Consider the following 21,171-nt stretch of genomic DNA (forward strand, 5'->3'; position numbering starts at 1 on the left):
GTGTGGGAGGGTGCCGCCGGGGTTCTGTCTTAAAGCGCTTCAGTCTTTTCGAGAGTGAAGCTGGTCGTCTGACCGGTATTCCTGTCGGTGGTGGTGACCTTGATGCTCTCGCCCAGGTCCTCCACCGTGATGATGAAATCCTCCGTGGTCACCGTGCCCGGGATCAGGCCACCGTCGACACCGACGATCTGGCGGATCACCGCGGACTGGACACGGGTGAGCACGGCGTTCTGCAGTGCCTGGTTGAAAGCCTCCAGGCGATCCGCGGTGCTGCGGCGGGCAACCGGCGCCTTGTAGTCGTTCTGCGACTGGGCCTCGTTGAGCAGCACCGAGCCGTTGAGCGGATTGCCGCCGAAGCTGGGGTTGACCGGCACGTAGACCAGGGGTGCCGCCAGTGCGGCGGACACAGGCAGCGCGCAGAGCGCGGCAAAGGTCAGGCGTATCGTTCGTTTCATGCTGTCCGCTCAAAAATTCTATAAACCGTCGCCACGCAGTTCGGAATCACCCGCCATGCTGTCAAGCTCGCTAGCCATCACGGACTGGTGGACGCGCCGCGCCGCATCGAGGGCGGCGGCGCGGGCAACGCGGCCGTTGAAGCCGATGAAGCGCTGGTACAACAGGGAGCCCCGGTAGCTGACGCTCATCTGGCACCCCAACCGGGCCGCCGGCTTCTCGCTGACGACCAGGCCGTACTGGCCGTCCGGATCGAGGGCCTGCCAGGATTCGACGAAGGCGTCATAGAACTCGCGGCCGGCGAAGGTCCGCGTTTCGTTGGTCAGCACGCCGGGAATGTCGATGTCCGCGGCCTGTGCCGGCGACAGCAACAGACCGGCGCACAGCAACGCCGCGAGCAAGCCTTTCCCCATGTTCCGGTTCCCCTGCCCGACCTGTACGCGGCCGAGCAGCGGCAATGTAGAAGGCTCATGTTGCATGGGCATGGCAAACAGAAGAATCTGGTGGCGCCGAATCGATCCTCAGAGGCAGTCCTTGCCCGGTTTGCCCGCCTCGCACTCCGAAGAGGCCGCTGGCGTCAGGATTTCCACGAACAGCTCCAGTTCGCCATCACGCTTGCGCCCCCCGGTGGCCTGTTCGGCGGAAGCCGCCACCGCTGCCGCCGCCGCGTTGGCCGCCGCGGCCGTGCCGGCGTCGGCAGCGGGAGCCTGTCCGGAGAAGCTGCCGCTGTCGGTCTGGATATTGTCGGCGTTGGCCACCTGCTGGGCCGCCACGTTGAGGTTGCCGGAGACCCGGATGCCGGCGTCGCCGGCGTCGACCGTGCCGGCCGGCGCCACCAGGTTGGCATTGCCGGCCGGCAGGCCCGGCTTGCTCTGCAGCGCGGCGATGCCGGCACCGCTGACCTGCGACTGGGTATCGACCGTGCAGAACAGGTTGTCGTCGCAGCTGAACGCCAGCGGCGGGATCGAGGAGCTGGTCTTGGCGCCCTTGCCGGCGTTGATGTCGCCGTTGGAGCTCCACATCAGCAGATCGCCGCCCTGCTGGGTGAAGACGCGGCTCTGCGCCAGCAGCACGCTCTGGTCGATGAACAGCCGCACCGCGCCTTCCTGCAGCGCCAGGATGCCCTGCGAGCTGGGGCCCACCGCCGCGGTATTGCCGGTCTCCGCGGTGAACGGCGGCGCGCTGGTGCTGCCGATCAGGAGCGGGCCACCCGGCCCGAGGATGTCGATGTCGCCGCCGAAGCGGGTCTGCACGGTCGAACCGCGCATGTCCAGGGTGCCGGTGCTGCGGGTGACGAGGGCACCGTTGCGGCTGCCGTCCAGGGCATTCTGGGTGTAGCCGAGGCTCGCCGGGAACAGGTTCTCGATGGCCTGGTAGCCGCGGCGATACTGGCCGGCGTAAAGGATGTTGTCGGCGTTGTACTCCACACCCTGCGGGTGATTGCGGTCCACCACGCGGCGGGTCACGGCGTTGTAGTCCAGGCCCACCTGGTTGAGGATGTCGAGGAACACGGTGCCGACGAACTTCTGCCGCTGCTCCAGCGCCAGGCCCTTGAACACGGTCCAGGCCGCGGCCGGATTCAGCGCCGCGATCTGGGCACTGCGGTCCTGGCCGTCGCGCCGCTGCGCGTCGAGCAGCTGCTGGCGCACGAACGCCAGCAGCGCGCCGCTGTAGTCCGGCGTGCCGAGCAGGTCCTTTTCGTTCAGCGGGTCATGGTTGACCGCCGGGTTGATGTAGGTCTCGGCGAACGCCTCCAGCTTCATCCCCGGCCCGATGCCGTAGGACACCGAGATGTCGGCGCCGCTGCGGTCGAGGTAGAGGTTGTTGCTGTTGCCGACGGTGCGGATGCCGGGGAACTGCTCGCTGCCCTTGAACAGGTAGCCGGCGTCGCGTGCGTCGCCCGCCGAGGTGATCGGGCCAATATTGCGCCCCGCCGACACCGCCAGCGTGCCCGGGCCACCGAGTTCGATCAGCGGCACGAAGCGCGTGCGCTGCAGCGCCGGATCGAGCAGGTCGCGGCCGGCGGCGATGGTGGTGATGTCACTGTCGTAGAAGTTCTGGCCGGAGAAGTACAGGTTGACGATGTCCAGGCCGGCGCGGATCGACGCCGGCTTGTCCAGCAGCAGGCGCAGGCCGCTGCCGCTGCCGACGTACTGCGGCACGCCGTCGGGATCGGCGGCCACGGCGGCATCGGTGGCGCGGTAGCCGTTGAGCAGGCTGCCGGCGACGCTGTAGATGCGCACCGGTTCGGTGTCGTGCGCATGCAGCAGCGCCGGGTCGCGCAGCAGGAAGTTGGACTGCGGGCCCTGGTCGATGTAGCTGCCGGTGGCGGGCAGCGCGGCCGGGGGCAAGGGGTTGTCGATCGACGGCAGCAGGCTCGCCAGCGCATCGATCAGGCCGAGGCGCTCGCCGCTGTTGCTGCGGCCCTGCAGCGTGATGTTGCGCTGGGCCAGCAGTTCGAGTTGGCCGTCGGCCGAGGGGAACAGTTCACCGCCGCGGCTCAGGATCAGGTTGCCGCTGGCCGCCGCCACCGACAGGTGGGCGGGCAGCACGTAGAAGGCGCCATCCTGCACCAGGCTGCGGCTGACACCCGGCACCGAACCGTAGCGGCTGCCGGGCAGCACGGCCGCCGTGCCCAGGCGCGCATCGCCGGCCGCCGTCACCAGGCGCACCGCCGACGCAGCGCTGTAGGCGTTGGCGTCGAAGTTGGTGAACAGGTAGGAAGGGTTGAAGACGCCGCCGATACTGATCCCCTGCGCTGCCTCCGCACCGATCTTCGCGTCCTGCAGGGCAATCACCGAATCGGCGATCACGCCGAGCGCGCGCAATTCGCCGCCGCCGCTGGAGACGAAGTAGGAGCCGCCGCGGATGTCCCCGCCGGCCGTCACCTCGAGCTCGCCGCCACCGCCGATGCTGTCTTCGCGCTGGCCGCCGGCACGGGTCCAGGTGGTGGGCATCGAGACCGACAGCGAGTTGACGTCGCGGCCGGCCTGGATGCTGACGTCGCCGCCCATGCTGAGCAGGCCCTGCGCGAACATGCCGAAGTTGATCGAGCTGGAATCGGGCCGCGCGCCGCAACCCACCGCGGTGGTGAAGCAGGACGACTGCATCCACGGCCACCAGGCCTGGCTCAGGTCGGTACCGGCAGCGCCGGTGCGCGAACCGTCGGAGTCCGTGACCGTGGTCACCGCGACGATGTCGCGGCCGGCGCTCAGTCGCAGGTCGCCGGCGTCACGCGGCTGCACGTTGCCGGTGTCCAGCACCGGCGCCTGGCCGCCGGCCGCCGCCTGCAGCGCGGTCTGCGACGGGCGCACCACGCCCTCGATGCCGGCGTGGCCGGCGGTGTAGATCACGCCCGGCGCCTGGGTGTCGGTGATCAGGATGTCGCGCGCGGCCACCACGTCGATGCTGCCGATGCCGGTGCGCACCATGGTCGGCGTAACGATCTGCCGCCCCTCGTTGCCGGGGGCGTTGGAACTCGCGGTCTGGTGGCCGCTGAGGATCACGTTGCCCTTGTTCGGGGCGCGGTTGGCGGCCAGCGCCAGCGGATCGGCGCTGCCGGTGTCGGCACCGGCGACGATGCGCAGCGAGGCCGAGTCGTAGGCCTTGCCGCCCTGGGTGCCGAGCAGCGAGGCGGTGGCCAGGGGCAGCGGGTTGCTGCCGCTGGCCACCGGCGCCAGCGAGTTGTCGACGTCGCTGGCGGCCGCGGCGGGATTGAAGGGGTTGACGGTCTGGTAGAAGCCGTCGCTGATCGAGGCGCCGATGCGCACGTCCCCGGCGGCGCGCAGGCTGATCGTCGGCGCGAGCCCGTCGGTACGGAAGTCCAGCACCGGATTGCCGTCGGCGCCGAGGTGGCCGGCCGCGAGGTTCCAGTCGCTGGCCACGTCGATGTCGCCGCCGCTGTTGCTCAGGTCGATGCCGGCGCGACGCTGCCAGCCGGCGGCCTGGCCCAGCGTGCTGTCGATCTGCCAGCCGGGCGAGCGCACGTAGTCCATCAGGGTTTCGGTGATGAAGCGGGCGTTGTCGCCGGTGCCACCACCCCCCGCGACACCGGAGGGATCGATCACGCCGCTGAAGTGCCGGGCACCGGTGCTGGTGTCGGCCGCATCCCAGCGCGCATAGATCTCCAGTTCGGGGTCGGCATCGCCGCGGATCGTTGCACCCGCGGCCACGGTGACCGGTACGCGATGATCGTCGAGTACCGGCGCCCGCAGCTTGATCTCGCCGTCTTCACCGCTGACATCCAGCACCGCGCCGGCGGCGATGTCGATGCGCCCGGCCTGGTCCGCGCCCACCGCGCGATAGCCATGGTCGGCATCGGTCGCGGAGGAGTTGCCGGTGCCGACGCCGATCTCGATACGGCCGCCATCCGCCGCCGCCGTCGCGGCCTGCGCCAGCAGCTGGCCGTTGATCTCGACCGCGCGCTGGCCGTAGAGCGCGATGTCGCCGCCCTCGGCGCCGGCAGCGTCGATGGTGCCGTCGATGCGCACGCGGCCGCCATCGGCCACCAGCTGCACCCGGTCGGCCGACAGGGTCCTGCCGGCGGAGAGATCGAGGTTGCCGCTGCCGCTGCGCAGGGCGATGCTGCCGTCGATGCCGCCCGCGGCGGCGCGCGTGGCAAGGTCGTCCAGGGCAATGGCGCTGCGCGAGTCCACCTGCAGCGACGCGCCATCGAAGCCGGCGGCACGATTGCCGCGCAGCTCGCCGGCCAGCGTGACGGAGCTGGCGTCGCTGCGCAGGATGATCTGGCCGGCGTCGCCGCCGGCCGCGCCGGCGGAAACGTCGAGGCGCGAACCGGCGCCCAGCTGTACCTGGCCCTGGCCGCTGTGCAGCTCGATCTGGCCGGCCGCCAGTGCCACTTTGCGGTCGTAGGCAGAGAACACGGCCCCGCCCGCCTCCAGGCGCGCGGCGGCGCCCAGCAGGATGTCGCCGCCGGCGTCGAAGCGGATGCTGCCGGCGCTGGCGCGCGCCGTGGTGTTCCAGTCGATGCTGTCGGCCTCCAGCGACACCGAGCCGCCCAGGCCCTCGCTGGCGCTGCCGGCCGGGTTGGCCTGCGCGCCGCGGCCCTGCAGGCGGGAGATGTCGGACAGCGCCAGGTCGGCGCCGGCCACGGTGCCGAATACCGGCGTGTCCAGCGTCAGGTTGGCGCCGCCGAACAGCAGCGTGCCCTTGCCGGCGGCGAGCACCGCGCGGCGCGCCTGCAGGTCGATCTGGCCGAAACCGTCGAAACCGAAGCTGGAACCCGGGGTGCTGCGATCGCCCAGCAGTTCGATCTCGTCGGCCTTGACCGTCATCGTGCCGAGGCCGCCGGCACCGTAGGCGAAGGCACCCTGCTGGTTGCTGAAGACCACGCGTCCGGCCTCGATCACGGCGTCGCCGCCGTCGCTGATGACCTGGCCGCCGATGATCTCCACCAGCTGGCGCGCGCGCAGGTCGACGTCGCCGAGCAAGGTCACGCCCTCGCTGGCCTGCAGGTAGACCTCGTTGATGCCGGCCAGCTGCTGCAGCAGGGTGCTGCCCAGCAGCAGGTCGCCGGCGCCGGAGGCCGCGTCGCCCGCGGACAGGGTGATGTTGCGGGTGCTGGCCGAGAACGCGTTGCCCTCGATGTCGGCGCTCGATGCCAGGATCACGCCGCCGGTGGCGTCGAGGCTGACCGAGCCGCTGCCGGACAGCAGCGCGCCGGCACCGATGGTGACGGCGCCGAAGGCGACCTCGTCCTCGGGCCCGTCGATGCCGGAGACGACATTGCGGCCCGGCGTGACCTGGCGGTCGGCCGAGAGCCGCAGGAAGCCGCCATTGCCGCTGACGTTCGCCTCATCGGGGTCGATGTCGATGACGGCACCGCTGGCGGGATCGTCGGGATCCAGCGCCTGGTGCTGGCGCGTGCCTTCGCCGCCGATGGAGATTTCGTTGCCGCGACGGCCGGTCGCGGTGCCGTCGGCAACCAGCCTTGCACCCTGTTGCACCACCACGCCGTCGCCGCTGCTGTCGCCGCTGGCGACCAGGACGATCTCGCCTGCGCGCAGGGCCGTGCTGTTGGCCGCGACCACCGTGTCGGCGCCGACGTAGAGTTCTTCGATGCCGTCGTCGGTGGGGCCGCCGGTGGCGCCCAGCAGCAGGCGGCTGGCGCCCAGTGCGTTGAGGCGATCCACGTCCAGCGTCAGGATGCCTGCGCCCGCGTCGCCGCTGTCGACGATCTGGATGCGCGGCGCGGACAGCTGCAGCTCCGGCCCGCTGAAGCCCTGCGGGGCCTTGCCGATGATGCTGCCGTCGAGGGTCAGGCGATTGACGCCGGCCAGCGCCAGCGTGCCGCCATCGGCGGGAGCACGCAGGGCGCGCTCGCTGGCCGCTTCCTGGGCGGTGAAGTAGCTGTTGAGGCTGCTGACGTCGTACTGCGAGTACTGCGACCACACCGGCCGCGACTGCACCAGGAAGGTCGTGGTGTGCGCGTCGCGGGCGCCGCTGAGGTTGTCGGTGTAGTGGCCGGCGACCTGCAGCGTGCCGTCCGGCAGCTTCTGGTTGGTGGTGGAGGCGATGACGTCCTGGGCGCCGGCGCGGGTGTCCTGCACCAGGCGGAAAGCGCCCGGCAGGTTGGCGTAGGCACCGGGCAGCAGGGTGTAGACACCCTCGGGCAGGCCGGGAATGCCGCTGAGGAACACGGCGCGGCCGACCAGCGGGGCACGCGTCGATTCGCTGGCCGAAATCTGCGTGCCGCCGGCACCGTCCGGATCGCGCCGCGTGAACTCCGGATCGAAGGGCGCGACGCCGTCGTAGCCGGGAACGATCGCGTAGACGTCGCGGCCGTCCGGGTAGAGCGAGGCCAGCCGCTCCTCGCCACCGGTGAAGGAGACGTTGGTGGTCGACAGCACGTCGCGCGAGCCGCCGGTGCCGGCGACGAACTCGGTGGCCAGCAGGTCGCCGCCACCGCTGATGTCGATGCGGGCACCGTCCTTGACGTCCACATTGGCGCCGACCGCGCCGATGCGCTTGTTCGGGGACTGCGCCAGGTCGTCGACGCTGGCCTTGTAGTCGCCGGTGCCGTTGTAGACCAGGTTGAGGCCGTCGACGGTGCGGCCGTAGGGCACGACCAGGCCGGCCAGCGAGACCGAGGTCAGGCTGTTGGCGCCGAACTGCACCTTGCGCGTGATGGTCTCGATGCCGGCCTGGGTCTTCACCGGGCCGTCGTAGGCGGTGATGTCGCCGGTGTCGTCCGGGTCGGCGAACACCAGGTCCTCGTAGCTGTCGGCGGCAGTCTCGCCCGCGCGCAGTTCGTAGTGGTAGGCGTTGTCCAGCGTCACCGTCGGCAGCGCGAAGCGGAAGTACGGCAGCAGGTCGTAGTTGAATACCTGCGAATCGTCGTTGACGCCCTCGAGGATTTCGTCGCCGGCGATGCCGAGCTGGATCTGCCCGCCCGGCGCGTAGAGCGCGCCGTTCTGCAGGATGTCCACGGCCGTGACGATCAGGCGGCCGCCGACCGACAGCGGCTTGTCGCCGCTGGTGGCGCCGGCGATGCGCTCGAATCGCACCACGGCGGTCGAAGGTTCGTAGATCGTGGCCAGGGTGGTCAGCGGCTCGCCGGTGTCGGGATCGCGCTGGGTCGGCTTGATCACCAGTTCCAGGTCGCTGCGCCGCAGGTGGTTGTCGGCGATGATGATCTGGGTCTGCCCGGTGGCCGGGTAGATGCGGCTGGCGGTCATGGTCAGATTGCCGCCCACCAGCAGCACGCCCGGCAGGCTGCTGTACTCGCCGCTGCCGCCGGTGGCGAAGCTGCTGTACTGCGGCGGCGTCAGGAAGCGGATGTCCTCGCGGCCGGTCATCGAGACATCCTTGAAGTTCTCGATGGCCATCTGGCCACCGATATCGAGGATGCGCGAGTCGATCGTCAGCTCCGACAGCGGCTGGCGTGTTTCCGCCAGCCCCGGTGCGAGGATGTCCTCGAAGTCGTTGTAGACGCCGATGTCCTCGCTGTAGCCGTGGATCGCGACATAGGTCGCGGCCAGGTTGACCTCGATCGGCTTCATGCGGCCGGTATCGGGTACCGCCGGCCGCGCGGTCAGCTGCATCGTGTTGATCTGCAGCGCGCGACCCAAGTTCAGGTCCAGCGAGCTGATGATGTCGATCGGCACCGGCTCCTTGGACAGGCTGGGGTCGCTGCCCAGCGACAGCGTCTCGATCCCGGAACCCTTGAGCACGTCGGTGGCGAAGGCGATAACGCCGCGCGGTGCCGTCGTCACGTTGCCGCCGGGTTCCTGGAACAGTTCCGGCACGCCAACGCTCAGGGCGGCGAGCGTCATGCGGCGCGCGCCGACGTAGCCGTTCTCCGGCTCCGCCAGCGGGTTCAGCGGCGTGACCGCCAGCGAGCCGCCCTGCGAAGTGCTGCCACCGCCACGCGCGTCGATGATGCCGTTGAAGTACAGGCCCGAGCCGGCGCCGATGCGCAGGCGCCCGGCGTCGCTGTACAGCAGGGTCGCTTCCTCGATGCGCGGACAGGGCGCCAGCAGGCCGACGATGCCGCTGCTGCCGGAGATGTTGATGCGCGCGCCGTGGTTGCCGCGTGCCGGGTTCTCGTCGTCGTCGTCGGGCGTGCCGCCGCTGCCGCCGGTGTTGTCGCCGAACTTGGGCACGTTGTCGCCGGCCGCGGCGACGGCCTTGGCCGCCGCGTCCGCGGAGTCCTCGCAGTCGCCGGTGTCGGCGCAGTTGCGCGCGACGATGTAGCCGGTATCGGCGCTCAGGGTGACGCTGCCGCCGTCGATGACGTCGCCGATGGGGATGTCGGTGGAGCCGGCGGGCACCGAACTGGTGTCGAGCAGCCGGGTGCCCGACACGTCGATCAGGCTGTCGACGCCGAGGAACACCGACTTGTTGTTGGAGGTATAGGGGTTGGCGATGACGCCGGGGTTGTTGAGGTAGCCGCCGCGCGCGGTATCGACCGTCAGCGTGACGTCGCCGCCATGGCTGACGATGCTGCCGAGCAGGGTCACCTGGTTGTGCGAGCCCAGCACGACGCGCGAGCGCGCGTCGGCCAGGATGCTGGCGCCCTCGTCGACCAGGGTGGTGCCGGTCACGCCGAAATCGCTGAGGTCGGGCGGCACCAGCAGGCCGTTGCGCTCGCCCGCCACCCAGTTGAGATAGTCGCCGGAATACAGCTCGAAGCTCACCGGACGGCGGTGCATCTCGTCGAGCTGGCCGACGCCGACGATACCGGCCTTGACCGCATCCTCCAGGTCGGTCCCGGTAGGACCGTAGGGCAGCAGGTCGGGTGCGCCCGGCCCGAAGTTGCGGATCACCAGGTTGCGCTGGCTGACCACCACCTCCATGCCGGCAGCGACCGTGGCGTCGAATACGCCGTCGAGGCGGAACGCGCTGAAGCCGCCGGTGGTGAGATTGCCCTGCCCGTCGAAACCGCCGGCGCTGAACAGCGCGGGATCCAGGCCGAGGAAGCCCTGGGCGTCGCTGCCGCTGGAGCCGTCGATCAGGATGCCGGGGGCACGCAGCGACAGGCGGCCGCCGCGCTCGAAACCGTAGCCCAGCAGGGTGGCGCCCAGTTCGATGCTGCCGACGCCGTCGAGCAGCTCGGTGGGGGTCGCCAGTTCCAGGTTGCGGCCGAAGGCGGTGCCGTTGACGACGTAGGTGGCCAGTTCGATGGCACCGCCGACGCCGCGCACGACGTTGTCGCCGGTCCGCTGCACCTTGCCGTTGGGCGCGACACGCACGCCGCTGATGGCGTCGAGCACGCTGCCGCTGTCGAGCAGGATCGAGCCGGTGAGGTTCTGCACGGTCGGCGGGATCGCCGGGAGGTCGATGACGCCGTCGCCATCGACGTCCTGTTCCTCCTGGCCGGGATCGGTGAGCAGCGAGGACTGCAGGGTGCGCAGCGAGATCGAGCCGCCGTTGATGTAGGTGGCGCCGGTGGCCTCGTCGTCGCCCAGTCCTGCGTCGTTGACGAACTGGCCGCGCACGCTCAGCGTGCTGTCGCCGCTGACGGCGATGTCGCCCGTCACCGGACCCTCGTCCTCCTGGGTGGTGGAGCCGTCCAGGAACGTGCGGCCGGTGGCGGTGATGCTGATGCGGCCGGCGGGCGCCGTGAGGTCGCCGTCGATCGACACACGCGAACCGACCAGCTCGATGACGGCACCGCTGATGCTGGCGCCGTTGTCGCCGGTGGCGCGGCCACCCGGAGTGACCTGGACCTGGGCGCCATCCACCACGCGCACCTCGCCCCCCATGGTACCGGCGTCGGGCAGGTCGCCGTAGACGCGCAGCACGCTGGCTCCGGACTCGCGCACCATGCTGGCGTCCACCGGCGTCCACCAGGCCGGGTCGGCCAGGTCGGCGGCGTCGCCGCCACGCTCGAAGACATCCGAAGTGGCATCGACCCCGCGCAGCAGCGACGGATCCAGCGACTCGACGACCACGAAGCTCGGACCGGCGGCGGCGTTGGGCTGGTCGGGGAAGATCTGCGACAGGAAGTTGCCGCCGAACTGCAGGGTGCCGCCGATCGTGGGCTGCCCCGACTTGACCTGGCGGCGGCCGGACACCGCATGGGCGTCGACATCGGCCGCGATCAGGCTGGTGGTCTGGCCGAACACGGTCAGCGTGCCGCCGCGCCCGCCGGCGATGTCCTCGGGCTCGAACACCGTGGCGGAACCGGCCGCCAGCACCGGGTCGCGGTAGGTGTCGTTGATGTTCCAGCGCTCATGGCGCTCGATGGTATGGCCGGCAAAGCCGACGTAGCGCACGTTGGGATCGGCATCGGCGATGTCGACGATGCTGCCCGAGGCCGTCACCAGCCGCGTGGCATTGCTCATGCCGCTGCCGTAGCGCAGGTAGCCGCCGGCAAGGTTCAGGGCCGAGCCCTGGTCGGCAATCACTTCGTTGCCCACCAGCTTGATGCTGCCGCCGTCGGTCAGCAGCTCGCGCACGCCGCGCGAGACCTGCTCGACGTAGCCGGCCAGGTTGGCCAGAGGCGTGCCGACCCACTGCACGCCGTCCTCGCGGGTGCCGAAGTCGCGGCTGTCGAAAACGATCGGCGCGCGGAACAGCACGCCGTCGCGCTGCAGCGGCGAATCGGCCAGTTCGTTCAGGCCCAGACGCGGCACGGTGATCAGCACGTTGGCCAGCGGCACGAAGACATCGGCCAGGCCGGCGACGTCGATGGTGGCGTCCGGCGCGATGTAGACGCGGCCGGCGACCCCCTCGTCGGGATCCACCACCGGCACGACGGTACCGCTGTCCTCGGCGACGGCCTGCAGGCTGACGCTGTGGCCGGGCGCGACGATCATGGCGCCGCTGTCGAGCACGATGGCAGCGCCGCCGACGGTGACGCCCAGCGGCTTGAACTGTTCGTCGGCCGAGGCGGAGGAATTGGTCTGCGACTTGTCCGCGTCGGGCAGGATCGTGGTCAGCGAGTCGCCGCTGAAGCTGACCAGGCCATTGCGTCGCTGCAGCTCGGTGCTGTCGCTGGCCTTGAGGTCGATGAAGCCCTGGCGCGAGACGCTGGTGGTGGCCTGGATCACACCGTCCTGCTCGATGCGCGTGCCGATCAGCGACACGCCGCCGCGCTGCGAGCTGATCAGGCCATTGTTCTCGATGCTGAACACCGGCGTGATGTCGGCATTGCCCTGGCTGGCGTCGGTGATGCGCCCGGCCGAGGCCACGGTGTAGCGCGAGCCGCTGGCGGTGGCCCGCTGCAGCTGCACGCCGACGCCAGCGACCAGCGCCAGCTGGCTGTCCTTGCCCTCGACGGTGCCGTCGATGCGGATGTTGGGCGCCGCCAGCAGGCCGAAGCCCTCGTCCTTGACCGACAGGCGCGCGCCGGCCGCGACCACGATGCTGCCGGGCAGCGCCTCGTCCAGCAGTTCCTCGCTGGCGATGCTCAGCAGCGCACTGCCGCTGCGCTGCGACAGGCCCAGCACCGAACCCTGCGCGGTGCCCGGCGCCTGCGAGGTCAGGCCGCTGGTCAGGAACAGCTTGTTGCTGAAATCCAGGTCCGCGGCAGACGACTGGCGCAGGCCCTGCGAGCCGTCGCGCAGGTACAGCGGCAGGGTGGAGGCGACCAGCGAGTGCGTGTCGACGACGCTGCCGCCGTCGAACAGGATGCCGTTCTGGTTGATGATGTAGACCGCGCCCTCGGCCTTGATCGCACCCTGCACCACCGAGGGCTGCACGCCGGCCTTGACGCGGTTGAGCGCCACCCAGTCGTTCTGGCCGTCGGCCTGGGTGCCTTCGCGCTGGTCGATGTGCAGCGTGGTGTTGGCGCCGATGTTGAAGGTCTCCCAGGTCAGGATCGCCTTCTCCGCGGTCTGCTTCACCTCGACCGTGGTCTTGCCCTGCGCCACCGACTCGGTGGGCAGCTCGGCATTGACCCAGAGGCACTGCGAGGCGGTGAGGCAGGCATTGGCATTGCCGGCCTGCGCAGCCGCCTCGATCGCCGGCACCAGGCCGCCCGCGGCCATGCCGTCGGGCACCACGCCGCCCTGGTACTGCGGGTTCAGCGCGGCGGCGCGCTGGCGCACCATCTCCGCATCGATCTTCTGCAGCGACGTCTGCAGGCTGCGGATCGAGCGCTGTGCACGCTCCGCGGCGGCCTGGGGCGAGGAGGCGCCGTTGGGCAGCGTCGGCTGCGTCGGCGACCCCGGCGTCGGTGCCGAGGGCTGCGCCGCCTGCGCCGCACGCGCGGCATTGAAGTATTGCGGCGAGCCGAAGCCGGCCCCCGCCTGCACCGCCGGCGCGGACACCAGCGCCGGCATGCCGATCACGCTGAGCAGCGCCAGCCGCCGCAACTGGCCGCCGGCCGACAGCCGCCACACCGGGTCACGCGGGTTCGTGAGGTTCTGCGGACGAGTCATGGTCAGGCTCCTGCGGCGTGTCGGGATGCGAAGCTCAGGCGACGGCGGGCACCGCTGCCGGCGCATGCACCGGCAGGGTCCGAAGGTAGGTGATGAATTCGTGCAGCACGCGGTCCCACAGCTCGCAGTAGCCGCGCAGGCACAGCGGCGCGTCGCCGGCACCGATGAAGACGTCCATCGCCAGCACCAGGGTCTGCTGCGTGGTGTAGAGGCGCGCAAAGCGCTTGCTTTCGTTCCAGCGGCCGACCTGCGCGGGGCTCACCTGCCCCTCGACGTGGATCAGACAGCTGAAGGTGAAGTCGATGTAGCGGTCGGCCTGGTCCGGCGCGCGATTGCCCGGCATGAGGATGAAGCCCAGGCCCTGCACGGCGCTCTGCAGCATCGGCCGGCCATCCTGTTCCGCCAGCTGCGCACGCAGGCCGCTGGCGCGCAGGGTCTCGGCGGCTTCTTCGAGGGTGAGGCTGGAAATGAGGGGATTCATGGGTTCCCGTCCTTGCTGCTGTCGTCGGCGGCGGCCGGCGCTTGGCGCACGGTCAGGTCGCCGACGCGGATTTCATAGGCCTGCGCCTGGCGTTCGAGCTGGGCACCGCGCAGGCCGGTGATCGGCTCTTTGGCCAGCATGGCGTCGGCCACCCCGCGGTCGCGGTAGCGCACGATCAGCTCATTGCTGATCGACACCAGGGCCTGGTTGCTGGCGGTGCACTGCTGCAGCGCCTGGCCGTTGCGCTCGGCGTTGCGGTGCTCGGCGAGCAGCTTCTGCAGTGCATCGAGCCGGCCGCGGCGCTCGGTCTCGGCACTGGCCCGCTGCGCGGCCAGCGCGGTCCTGTGCTCGGCGGCCTGCTGTTCGAGCTGCTGGCGCAGCTGCCCCTGCTCGCCGCGCAGGCGGCGCAGGTCCTTCTCCGCCCGCTGGGTCTTCTCGGGATCTTCCGCCGGCTTGGCGCTGGCCTGGGCCAGCTGCGCCTTGAGGCTGGCGTTCTCGTCGGCCAGCGTACGCATCTGCAGGATCGTGCTGCGCAACTGCTCGCGCAGGCGGTCGTCCATCTTCTCGGCCTGCGCCGGCAGCACGGCCACAAGGCCGAGCATTCCCGCGATCCATGCAGCGTTGCGTCGGGCGATCATGTGCAATCCCCTTCAGAACTTGACGGTGACGTCGGCCTGCCAGACGTCGATGGCGAGCTTCTGCGAGCTGATCTCGTTGGCACCGAAGTAGCGCAGGCCCAGCACCGCCGAACGCGAGAAGGCCCAGCTGCCGCCAAGGTAATAGCCCTTGGCATTGGTGCCGCCGAGGTGGAAATCGGAGTCGGTGAAGGCGTCCAGCACCGCGTCGCTCTCGATGCGGCGGTAGCCCCCCAGCAACTGCCAGTCGCCCCGCATGCTCACCACCGGCCGGCCAACGCGCAGCTGTGCCTGCCAGGCATCGCCGCCGCCCTCCCAGGGGCAGACCACGGTCGTGGGGCTGGTCGGACGGCAGGGGCCGAGGTTGTTGTCGGGCGACAATGCCCGCACCTCGTCCTCGTCCAGCGCCAGGTTCTTCGCGGCGTCGAAATCCACGGCCAGGCGCACGTTGTTGTCCAGCGGCATCTCCCAGGTGGCGGACAGGGCCAGCACCGTGAACTCGGTGGCCAGGCCGAAGAACTGGAAATCCGGATCGCCCGGATTGATCGGCTGGGTGTTGCGGATCTGGAAGACCGTGTTGCCCTTCTGCATGAAGCCCGGGCGCGAATCGTCGGTGTCGCAGGCTACCGAGGCGCTCACGGCGTTGCAGGGGCTGGACAGCTCGCCCTCGACGTCGAAGAACTTGTAGAACCCGGCGCCGGCACGCAGCAGCTGCTTGTCGATGAAGTCGGTGCGCAGCTCGACCTGCGTCCCCCACATCCACTTGTTGTGGCCTTCGTCCTTGACCAGGCTGCTGGACGGATAGTTGGGATCGGTGTTCTCCACCGAGTAGAAGCCGCTGGCGATACGGAGTACGCGCTCGGAGGTGAGCGGGTAGCGATAGCGCAGGCCGATGCCGTCGAAGCTCAGGTCGCGGTCCCAGATCAGGTCGGTGCCGGTGGCGAACTGGTTGGGGCTGCGGCCGATGTCCACCGCCAGGCGGCTGGTCGGCTTGTAGCGGATGTAGGCGCGGTCCAGCACCAGGCTGGGCTTGTTGAAGCTGGTGCCCGCGGTCTGGTTGTTGCTGACCGGGTTGATGGTGTTGCCGGTGGTCAGGCGGATGCTGAGATCGACTTCCTCGGACACCGCATAGCCCAGGCCGAGCTTCGCACGCAGCTTGGGGATGTCGCGGTCCTCGCTGGTGTTGAGCGTCGGCACCGTCAGCGGCTGGCCCTGCGGCGGCAGCGTGGTGTTGATCGGCCCGGTACGGTTGGCTTCCTGGTAGTTGACGAACAGGCCGTTGAGATCGCCGAAGCTGCTGTGCTCGTAGCGCATCATCACCTCGCCCTCGAGGCGTACCTTGCGCACCCACTCGGGCACGGACTCGGGCTGCGCCCAGTTCTCGCGCCGCGCCTGGTCGAGGATTTCGGCGCGCAGTTCGTCCTTGATCTGGCCGCGCTGCGTCTCCGACAGGTAGGGCACGCGCACCTTGCCGCCCTTGGCATTGCGGTCGGCGGCGGCCGGCGCGACGGGCGCGGCGGCCTTGGGAACCGGCGGCGCCGGCGGCGGCAGCGACTCGCCCAGACCCGGGGTCATCTGCATCTCGACGGGCACCAGCGGCGGCTGCGCCACCGGCGGCACCGGTGCCGAGGCCGCTTCGGCCGGCGTCAGGCCCGGTGTGGGTTCCGCGGGCAGCGCGCCGGCAGGCAGCGCGGAATCCACCACCGGTTCCGCGGCGGGTTCGACCGGCGCGGGCTTGACCAGCGCTTCCGGCGCGGCCTGCGCCACGGCCGTTTCGGCAGAAGATCCGGCAGGCTCGGCGGCGGCCGCGACCAGCGGCAGCAGCAGCATGAGGGCCGCCAGCGGCTGCATTCCAGGCTTGCGGCCGGGCTGCGAGGCAGCGATAGCTTCGGATTTCATTGTGATGCCCATGGTGTGTACTGGTTAACCTTTGAATCGGATCGCGCGGTTGCGTGCGCCCAGGCGCACGTTGACCGGCTGCGGCATGTCGCCCGGCGGTGGCTCGTCGATCTGCGCCATCGAGCGAAGGGTGTCGAGAATCATCTGGTCCAGGTCGCTCTCGCCGGTGGAACCCACCAGCTTGACGCGCTCGACGCGGCCGGCAGCGTCGAGCCAGACCTGGGCGGTCACGTCGTGCTTCTTGTCCTTCAGGCGATTGCGCCGCTCCATCGCCTGGAGAACGCGGTCATGGACCTTGCTGTAGTACCAGCCGAAACGCGTGCCGCCGCCACCGCCGCCATTGCCGTAGCCGCTGCCGCCGGGCTTTCCGGCCAGGCCGAAGCCGTCGCCGGCACCCTCACCCACCGCGTCCAGCGCCGGCGGGCCGGGCGGTTCGTCGGAAGGCGGATCTTCGGACGGCGGCTTGGTGTCGAGTTCCTCGACCTTCATCTCCGGCTGCGGCGTCTTCTCCTCGACCACCTTCTCTTCCGGCTTGGGCGGAGGCGGCGGGGGTGGCGGCGGCGGAGGCGTCAGCAGCTTGAGCTGCACCACCGAGGACACGGCTTTCTTCGGCGTATCCTTCTTGCCGGTCAGCATCAGCACGACACCGACCAACAGCGCCAGGCCGACCGCGCCGACCAGCCAGACGGCCAGGGGGCGCCGGCGTTTTTTGCCCTTGCGGTGGTCGGCGCTGGCCATGGACCGGGCGTTACTTGACCAGGCGCTGGGTCACCAGGCCCAGCTGCGTGATGTCGAGTTCGCCGAGCAGGGCAAGCACGTCCACCACGTTCTGGTACTGGGTCTCGCTGTCACCGCGCACGATCACCGGCAGGTCCGGCGTTTCGGCCTTCTTCTGCTGCAGCCGCGTCTTGAGCTCCTCGCGGGTCACTGGGATGGCATCCATGAAGATGGCACCCTGGTTGTTGATGGTGATCGCCACGGTCTTGGACTTGGCCAGGCTGGGCTGGGCGCTGGCCTTGGGCAGGTTGACCTTGACGCCCTGCACCGCGGCGGTGGTCATGACGATGAAGATCACCAGCAGCACGTACGCCAGGTCCAGCATCGGCGTGACGTTGATGTCGTCGTAGGGTTTGTCTTCCTGCATCTGCATGGCGATGTCTCCCGATCAATCCGCGATCGCGTGAAGCGCCGCGGGATCGTTGTAGTTCTCGGCCATGCTGGTGACGAAGGCGTCGATGAACACGTGCATTTCCGCCACGCATTCCTTGATCCGCACCGTCAGGTAGTTGTAGCCGAACAGCGCCGGGATGGCGACGGCCATGCCGGCCACGGTGGCGGCCAGTGCCGCCGAGATGCCGGGTGCGATGGCGTTGACGTTGACCTCGCCCGCCGCGGCGACGCCGGCGAAGGTGATCATGACGCCGACCACGGTGCCGAGCAGGCCGATGAAGGGGCCGCCGGAGATCGCGATGGTCAGCAGCACCATGCGCTTGTTGAGCGCCTGCATCTCGCGCACCAGGGTCGAATCGAGCTTGGCGCGGATCGCATGGATCGACTGCTCGGAGAGCGTGTCGCTGTAGCGCCCGTGGCGCTTCTCGCTGCTCAGGCGGCGGTGCAGTTCGCCGATGCCGGTATTGAACATGTGCGTCAGCGGCGAATCACGCATGCGCTCCAGTGCTTCGTCTTCCAGCTTCAGCCGGACGCTGGCCTTGCCGTCGGGTACCGTGGCCTGGTGCAGCACGGCGAAGTCGCCGTCGGCCAGTTCGTAGGCGTCGAGGAACACGCGGTTGGCCTTGGACACCTGGCCGACCTGGCTGGCCTTGACGGCCATCAGGTACCAGCTGTAGACCATCATCAGCATCAGGATGATGATCACGATCCAGCCGTCGAGCGTGACCGAACCCATGATGATGCCGACGTAGCCGGTGCTCCAGGACGACTGCACCTCGTCGGCGCCCAGCGTCACCAGCTTGTCGGCGACACCCTGGTTCTTGGCCTCCAGGCGCAGCATCGCGACATCGCGCGCGCTGCTGGCCAGCTTCATTTCGTCGATCTCGCCGCGGAACGGCATTTCCACCGGGGCACCGTTGACGCCGCCCTGGCCGCCCAGCGTGGCGGCGCCGGCGATCACCGGCAGGCCGCGCGCCAGCTGTCCGCGCGCCTCGCCGTCGACGTAGAGCGTCGACTGCGCCGCGGTCGCCACCACCGCGAGGTGATGCCACTCGCTGTCGGCGATCGATGCCGCCGGGGCGGATTCCTGCAACGGGCCGGGGCCGTCGGCGAAGCCGAAGTACGGCGCGCCGCTGCGCAGGGCGACGACGAAGGAGCGCCCGGCGTCGCGCTGCGCGTAGATCACCGCCTCGGGGTCGGTGGCGCCGGTCTTGATCCAGGCCGACCAGGTCAGCGAGCCGCCCGCCGGCAGGGCCAGCGAGGGCGTGGCGGGCAGTGCCAGCACGGCGCTGCCGTCGAACTTGGCGGAGCCACCGATCAGGCCGCCGTCGTTGCCGGCCACGGCGCTGACGGCGTGATGCTGGAACGAGGTCGCATCCTGTGCCGGAGTACCGTTCTCGCCGAAGTGGTAGACCAGCTTCTGGTCGGCGTCGTAGCTGCCCTTGGCGTCGCCTTCGCCGGCGGCGTTGGTGTTGCCCCAGTACAGCCACAGCTTGACCGGCGTGCCGGCGGCCAGCTTCGGCACCTGCACCCAGATGAAGCCGAGGTTGAACACCGGGTCGAGCTTTTCGATGTGGAACTTCAGCGTGGTCTTGTCGTCCTCCGCCACGATGCGCAGGTCGGAACCGTCGGCATTGGCGTCGGCGAAGGGGAACACGCCCTCGTGCAGGCGCAGCAGCACGACGCCGTTGTTCAGCTCGCCGCTGACGCCGGCCGCGGCCGGGTCCAGCGTGATCTGCTTGCGGAAGGACCAGTCATGATTCCACCAGGCGCTGGCTGGCTGCGACCAGGGCAGCAGCACGGCGGCGGCCAGTGCTGCGCGCTTCAAGACTTGACGTACGGACATCGCGGGTGACTCCCTTTGATTCTCAGAAACTGCCGAGGAGGCGGAACAGCACGCGGTCGTCACCGCTGGCCGTCGGTGCGCCACCGCCACTCGGCGTGTCGGTATTTAGTTCGAGCGTGAACGGCACGTCCTGCAGGGCCTTGGCCCAGACCAGGTCCAGGCTGACGTACTCGCGCAGGCGCGCGCTCAGGCCGGCACCGGCGCTGAACAGCGTGAAATCGCGCGGAGCGTCGCCATCGGGAAACGGCCCGTGGTCGATCAGGCGCGCGGCGTCGGTGAACAGGTAGGGCTGCAGCTCGGTCAGGTAGCTGGCCCACTTGTGCGAGGCGAAGTAGTCGGGCAGCGAGGGCAGGCGCAGTTCGAGGTTGCCGACCAGGCCGCGGTCGGCCGAGGCCTCGGAGTCGAAGTAGCCGCGCACCGTGTCGATGCCGCCAGCCGAGAGCTTTTCCGCCGGCAGCAGGGCCTGGCCGGTGATCTGGCCGGTCAGCCGGGCATTGATGGAAAAGCCCCTGGGCAGCGAGATCTGGTCGCCCAGCGAGGCGCGCAGGTAGATCGACTGGCCCTCGGCGCCGTAGCGGGTGAAATCGAGCTCGGTGTCCTGGCTGCCGACCACGCCGCTGGTGAAGATCGCCGCCAGGCTGCTGTCGATGCGATGGCTGCTGCTGGCGTAGGTCTGCGAGAAGGTCAGGTTGATCGGCAGGTAGTCCACCGGCGCCAGTTCCACCAGGGACCCCTGGGCGCTGCGAACGATGAGCGTGGACTTGTAGCTCTTGTAGTCGGCGCCGAAGCTCAGCGAGGGGTACCAGTTCTCGATCGACGTGCTGAAGCGCTTGCTGGCGCTGAAGCCCACCGTCAGGTTGTCGGTGACCGAATTGACGCCGGGCCGCAGCGCAATGTCGCTGTCGGTCTTGAGCACGGTGAAGTCCATGCTCCAGGACGGATCCGGCATCAGGGCCTGGTAGGTCGCCGACAAGGTGGTACCGTCGTCGGTACGCTCCGGCGCCGTCATGTACAGCAGCTTGAAGCTGTGGCCGATCTGGAACAGGTTGTCGTAGGACAGGTTGAGCGACAGGCGCGTGTCGGTGGTGCCGCGCGCGTGCTCGTTGTTGTAGCCCAGCGAAGCGCTCAGCGGCAGGTCGTCTTCCACCTTGAGCTTGACGTCCAGCGTGCCCGGCTCGCGGCCCGACTCCAGCGCCGGCGTGACGCGGCGCGTGGCCAGGCGGTTGGCGTGGACCATGTCGCGCTGCACGTCCCGCAGGTTGGGCACCATGCCCGGCGCCAGCGACGGCACTTCCTTCTTGACCTGCGCGATGGAGGTGTAGTCGCCACCCTCGACGATGGTGCGGCCGACCTGCGTTTCACTGACCTGCAGCAGGACCAGCCCGTCCTGGATCGTCTGCCGCGGGATGGTCACGCTGACGGTGTTGTAGCCCATCTCCTTGTAGAGCTTTTCCAGCGCGGCACGCGCGCCATCGACGTCCGCCGCGCTGCGGTTCTCGCCGACGAAGAACTCCAGCACGGTCTCGATGTCGACCGCCTCGAGTACGGTGTTGCCCTCGACCTGGATCTCGCGGATGTCGAAGGAGCGGCCGGCCACGGGCACGACGCTGCGCGCCTCTGCCGGGGGCGCAGCAGCCTCGGCCGGCGCAGCGCCGTCAGCGGCATGCGCGGACAGGCTGGCGCCGGCCAGCAGACAGAGTAGCGGCGCCAAAGCGCAGGACGGATTTTGCCGAAGCCCCATGATCGAATGCCAGACAGGATTGTGCCCCCGCTGCGGTAGACATCGCGTTGGGACCCCAGATGCACAAGCTCAAGCCCGCCGCAATTGCGCAGCGTCCG

At 69.7% G+C, this 21,171-nt stretch carries 10 protein-coding genes; all 10 read right to left on the bottom strand.

The window, feature by feature from the left end; translation table 11 throughout:
* Positions 1–29 precede the first annotated feature (29 nt).
* Positions 30–455 (bottom strand): curli assembly protein CsgF, encoded by a 426-nt coding sequence (locus tag D0B54_RS17470; protein ID WP_117292562.1) that lies wholly within the window; start codon positions 453–455, stop codon positions 30–32.
* Between the two features lie 18 nt (positions 456–473).
* Positions 474–866 carry a CsgE family curli-type amyloid fiber assembly protein gene (locus D0B54_RS17475; RefSeq protein ID WP_162932508.1) on the bottom strand — a complete coding sequence of 131 codons (393 nt, stop codon included), beginning with the start codon at positions 864–866 and terminating at the stop codon, positions 474–476.
* 108 nt (positions 867–974) lie between these two features.
* Positions 975–13,301: a filamentous haemagglutinin family protein gene (locus D0B54_RS17480; protein ID WP_117292566.1), complete on the bottom strand. Its 12,327-nt coding sequence runs from the start codon at positions 13,299–13,301 to the stop codon at positions 975–977.
* Positions 13,302–13,335: 34 nt separating this feature from the next.
* A complete protein-coding gene (locus D0B54_RS17485) occupies positions 13,336–13,782 on the bottom strand; it encodes a YbjN domain-containing protein (RefSeq protein WP_117292568.1) in 447 nt (148 codons plus the stop codon).
* Positions 13,779–14,420 carry a hypothetical protein gene (locus D0B54_RS17490; protein ID WP_162932509.1) on the bottom strand — a complete coding sequence of 214 codons (642 nt, stop codon included), beginning with the start codon at positions 14,418–14,420 and terminating at the stop codon, positions 13,779–13,781. The genes D0B54_RS17485 and D0B54_RS17490 overlap by 4 nt, the downstream gene beginning before the upstream one ends.
* A gap of 12 nt (positions 14,421–14,432) precedes the next feature.
* Positions 14,433–16,316, bottom strand: a complete 1,884-nt coding sequence (locus D0B54_RS17495) for a putative porin (RefSeq protein ID WP_162932510.1) — start codon at positions 16,314–16,316, stop codon at positions 14,433–14,435.
* A 24-nt stretch (positions 16,317–16,340) separates the two neighbouring features.
* Positions 16,341–17,054, bottom strand: a complete 714-nt coding sequence (locus tag D0B54_RS17500) for an energy transducer TonB family protein (protein ID WP_117292574.1) — start codon at positions 17,052–17,054, stop codon at positions 16,341–16,343.
* Positions 17,055–17,064: 10 nt separating this feature from the next.
* Positions 17,065–17,466 (bottom strand): ExbD/TolR family protein, encoded by a 402-nt coding sequence (locus D0B54_RS17505; protein ID WP_117292576.1) that lies wholly within the window; start codon positions 17,464–17,466, stop codon positions 17,065–17,067.
* 15 nt (positions 17,467–17,481) lie between these two features.
* A complete protein-coding gene (locus D0B54_RS17510; protein WP_117292578.1) occupies positions 17,482–19,332 on the bottom strand; it encodes a DUF2341 domain-containing protein in 1,851 nt (616 codons plus the stop codon).
* A 22-nt stretch (positions 19,333–19,354) separates the two neighbouring features.
* On the bottom strand, positions 19,355–21,073 hold the full coding sequence (locus D0B54_RS17515; RefSeq protein WP_117292580.1) for a ShlB/FhaC/HecB family hemolysin secretion/activation protein: 1,719 nt from the start codon (positions 21,071–21,073) through the stop codon (positions 19,355–19,357).
* Between the last annotated feature and the right edge of the window lie 98 nt (positions 21,074–21,171).

Origin of the sequence: Solimonas sp. K1W22B-7 (assembly GCF_003428335.1) — a bacterium.
In the GTDB taxonomy this organism is placed as follows: Bacteria; Pseudomonadota; Gammaproteobacteria; order Nevskiales; family Nevskiaceae; genus Solimonas_A.

Bases quoted from the DNA above. Each gene is read 5' to 3' on its own strand.
- D0B54_RS17470 (WP_117292562.1), bottom strand. From the start codon at position 455: ATGAAACGAACGATACGCCTGACCTTTGCCGCGCTCTGCGCGCTGCCT.
- D0B54_RS17475 (WP_162932508.1), bottom strand. From the start codon at position 866: ATGGGGAAAGGCTTGCTCGCGGCGTTGCTGTGCGCCGGTCTGTTGCTG.
- D0B54_RS17480 (WP_117292566.1), bottom strand. From the start codon at position 13,301: ATGACTCGTCCGCAGAACCTCACGAACCCGCGTGACCCGGTGTGGCGG.
- D0B54_RS17485 (WP_117292568.1), bottom strand. From the start codon at position 13,782: ATGAATCCCCTCATTTCCAGCCTCACCCTCGAAGAAGCCGCCGAGACC.
- D0B54_RS17490 (WP_162932509.1), bottom strand. From the start codon at position 14,420: ATGATCGCCCGACGCAACGCTGCATGGATCGCGGGAATGCTCGGCCTT.
- D0B54_RS17495 (WP_162932510.1), bottom strand. From the start codon at position 16,316: ATGAAATCCGAAGCTATCGCTGCCTCGCAGCCCGGCCGCAAGCCTGGA.
- D0B54_RS17500 (WP_117292574.1), bottom strand. From the start codon at position 17,054: ATGGCCAGCGCCGACCACCGCAAGGGCAAAAAACGCCGGCGCCCCCTG.
- D0B54_RS17505 (WP_117292576.1), bottom strand. From the start codon at position 17,466: ATGCAGATGCAGGAAGACAAACCCTACGACGACATCAACGTCACGCCG.
- D0B54_RS17510 (WP_117292578.1), bottom strand. From the start codon at position 19,332: ATGTCCGTACGTCAAGTCTTGAAGCGCGCAGCACTGGCCGCCGCCGTG.
- D0B54_RS17515 (WP_117292580.1), bottom strand. From the start codon at position 21,073: ATGGGGCTTCGGCAAAATCCGTCCTGCGCTTTGGCGCCGCTACTCTGT.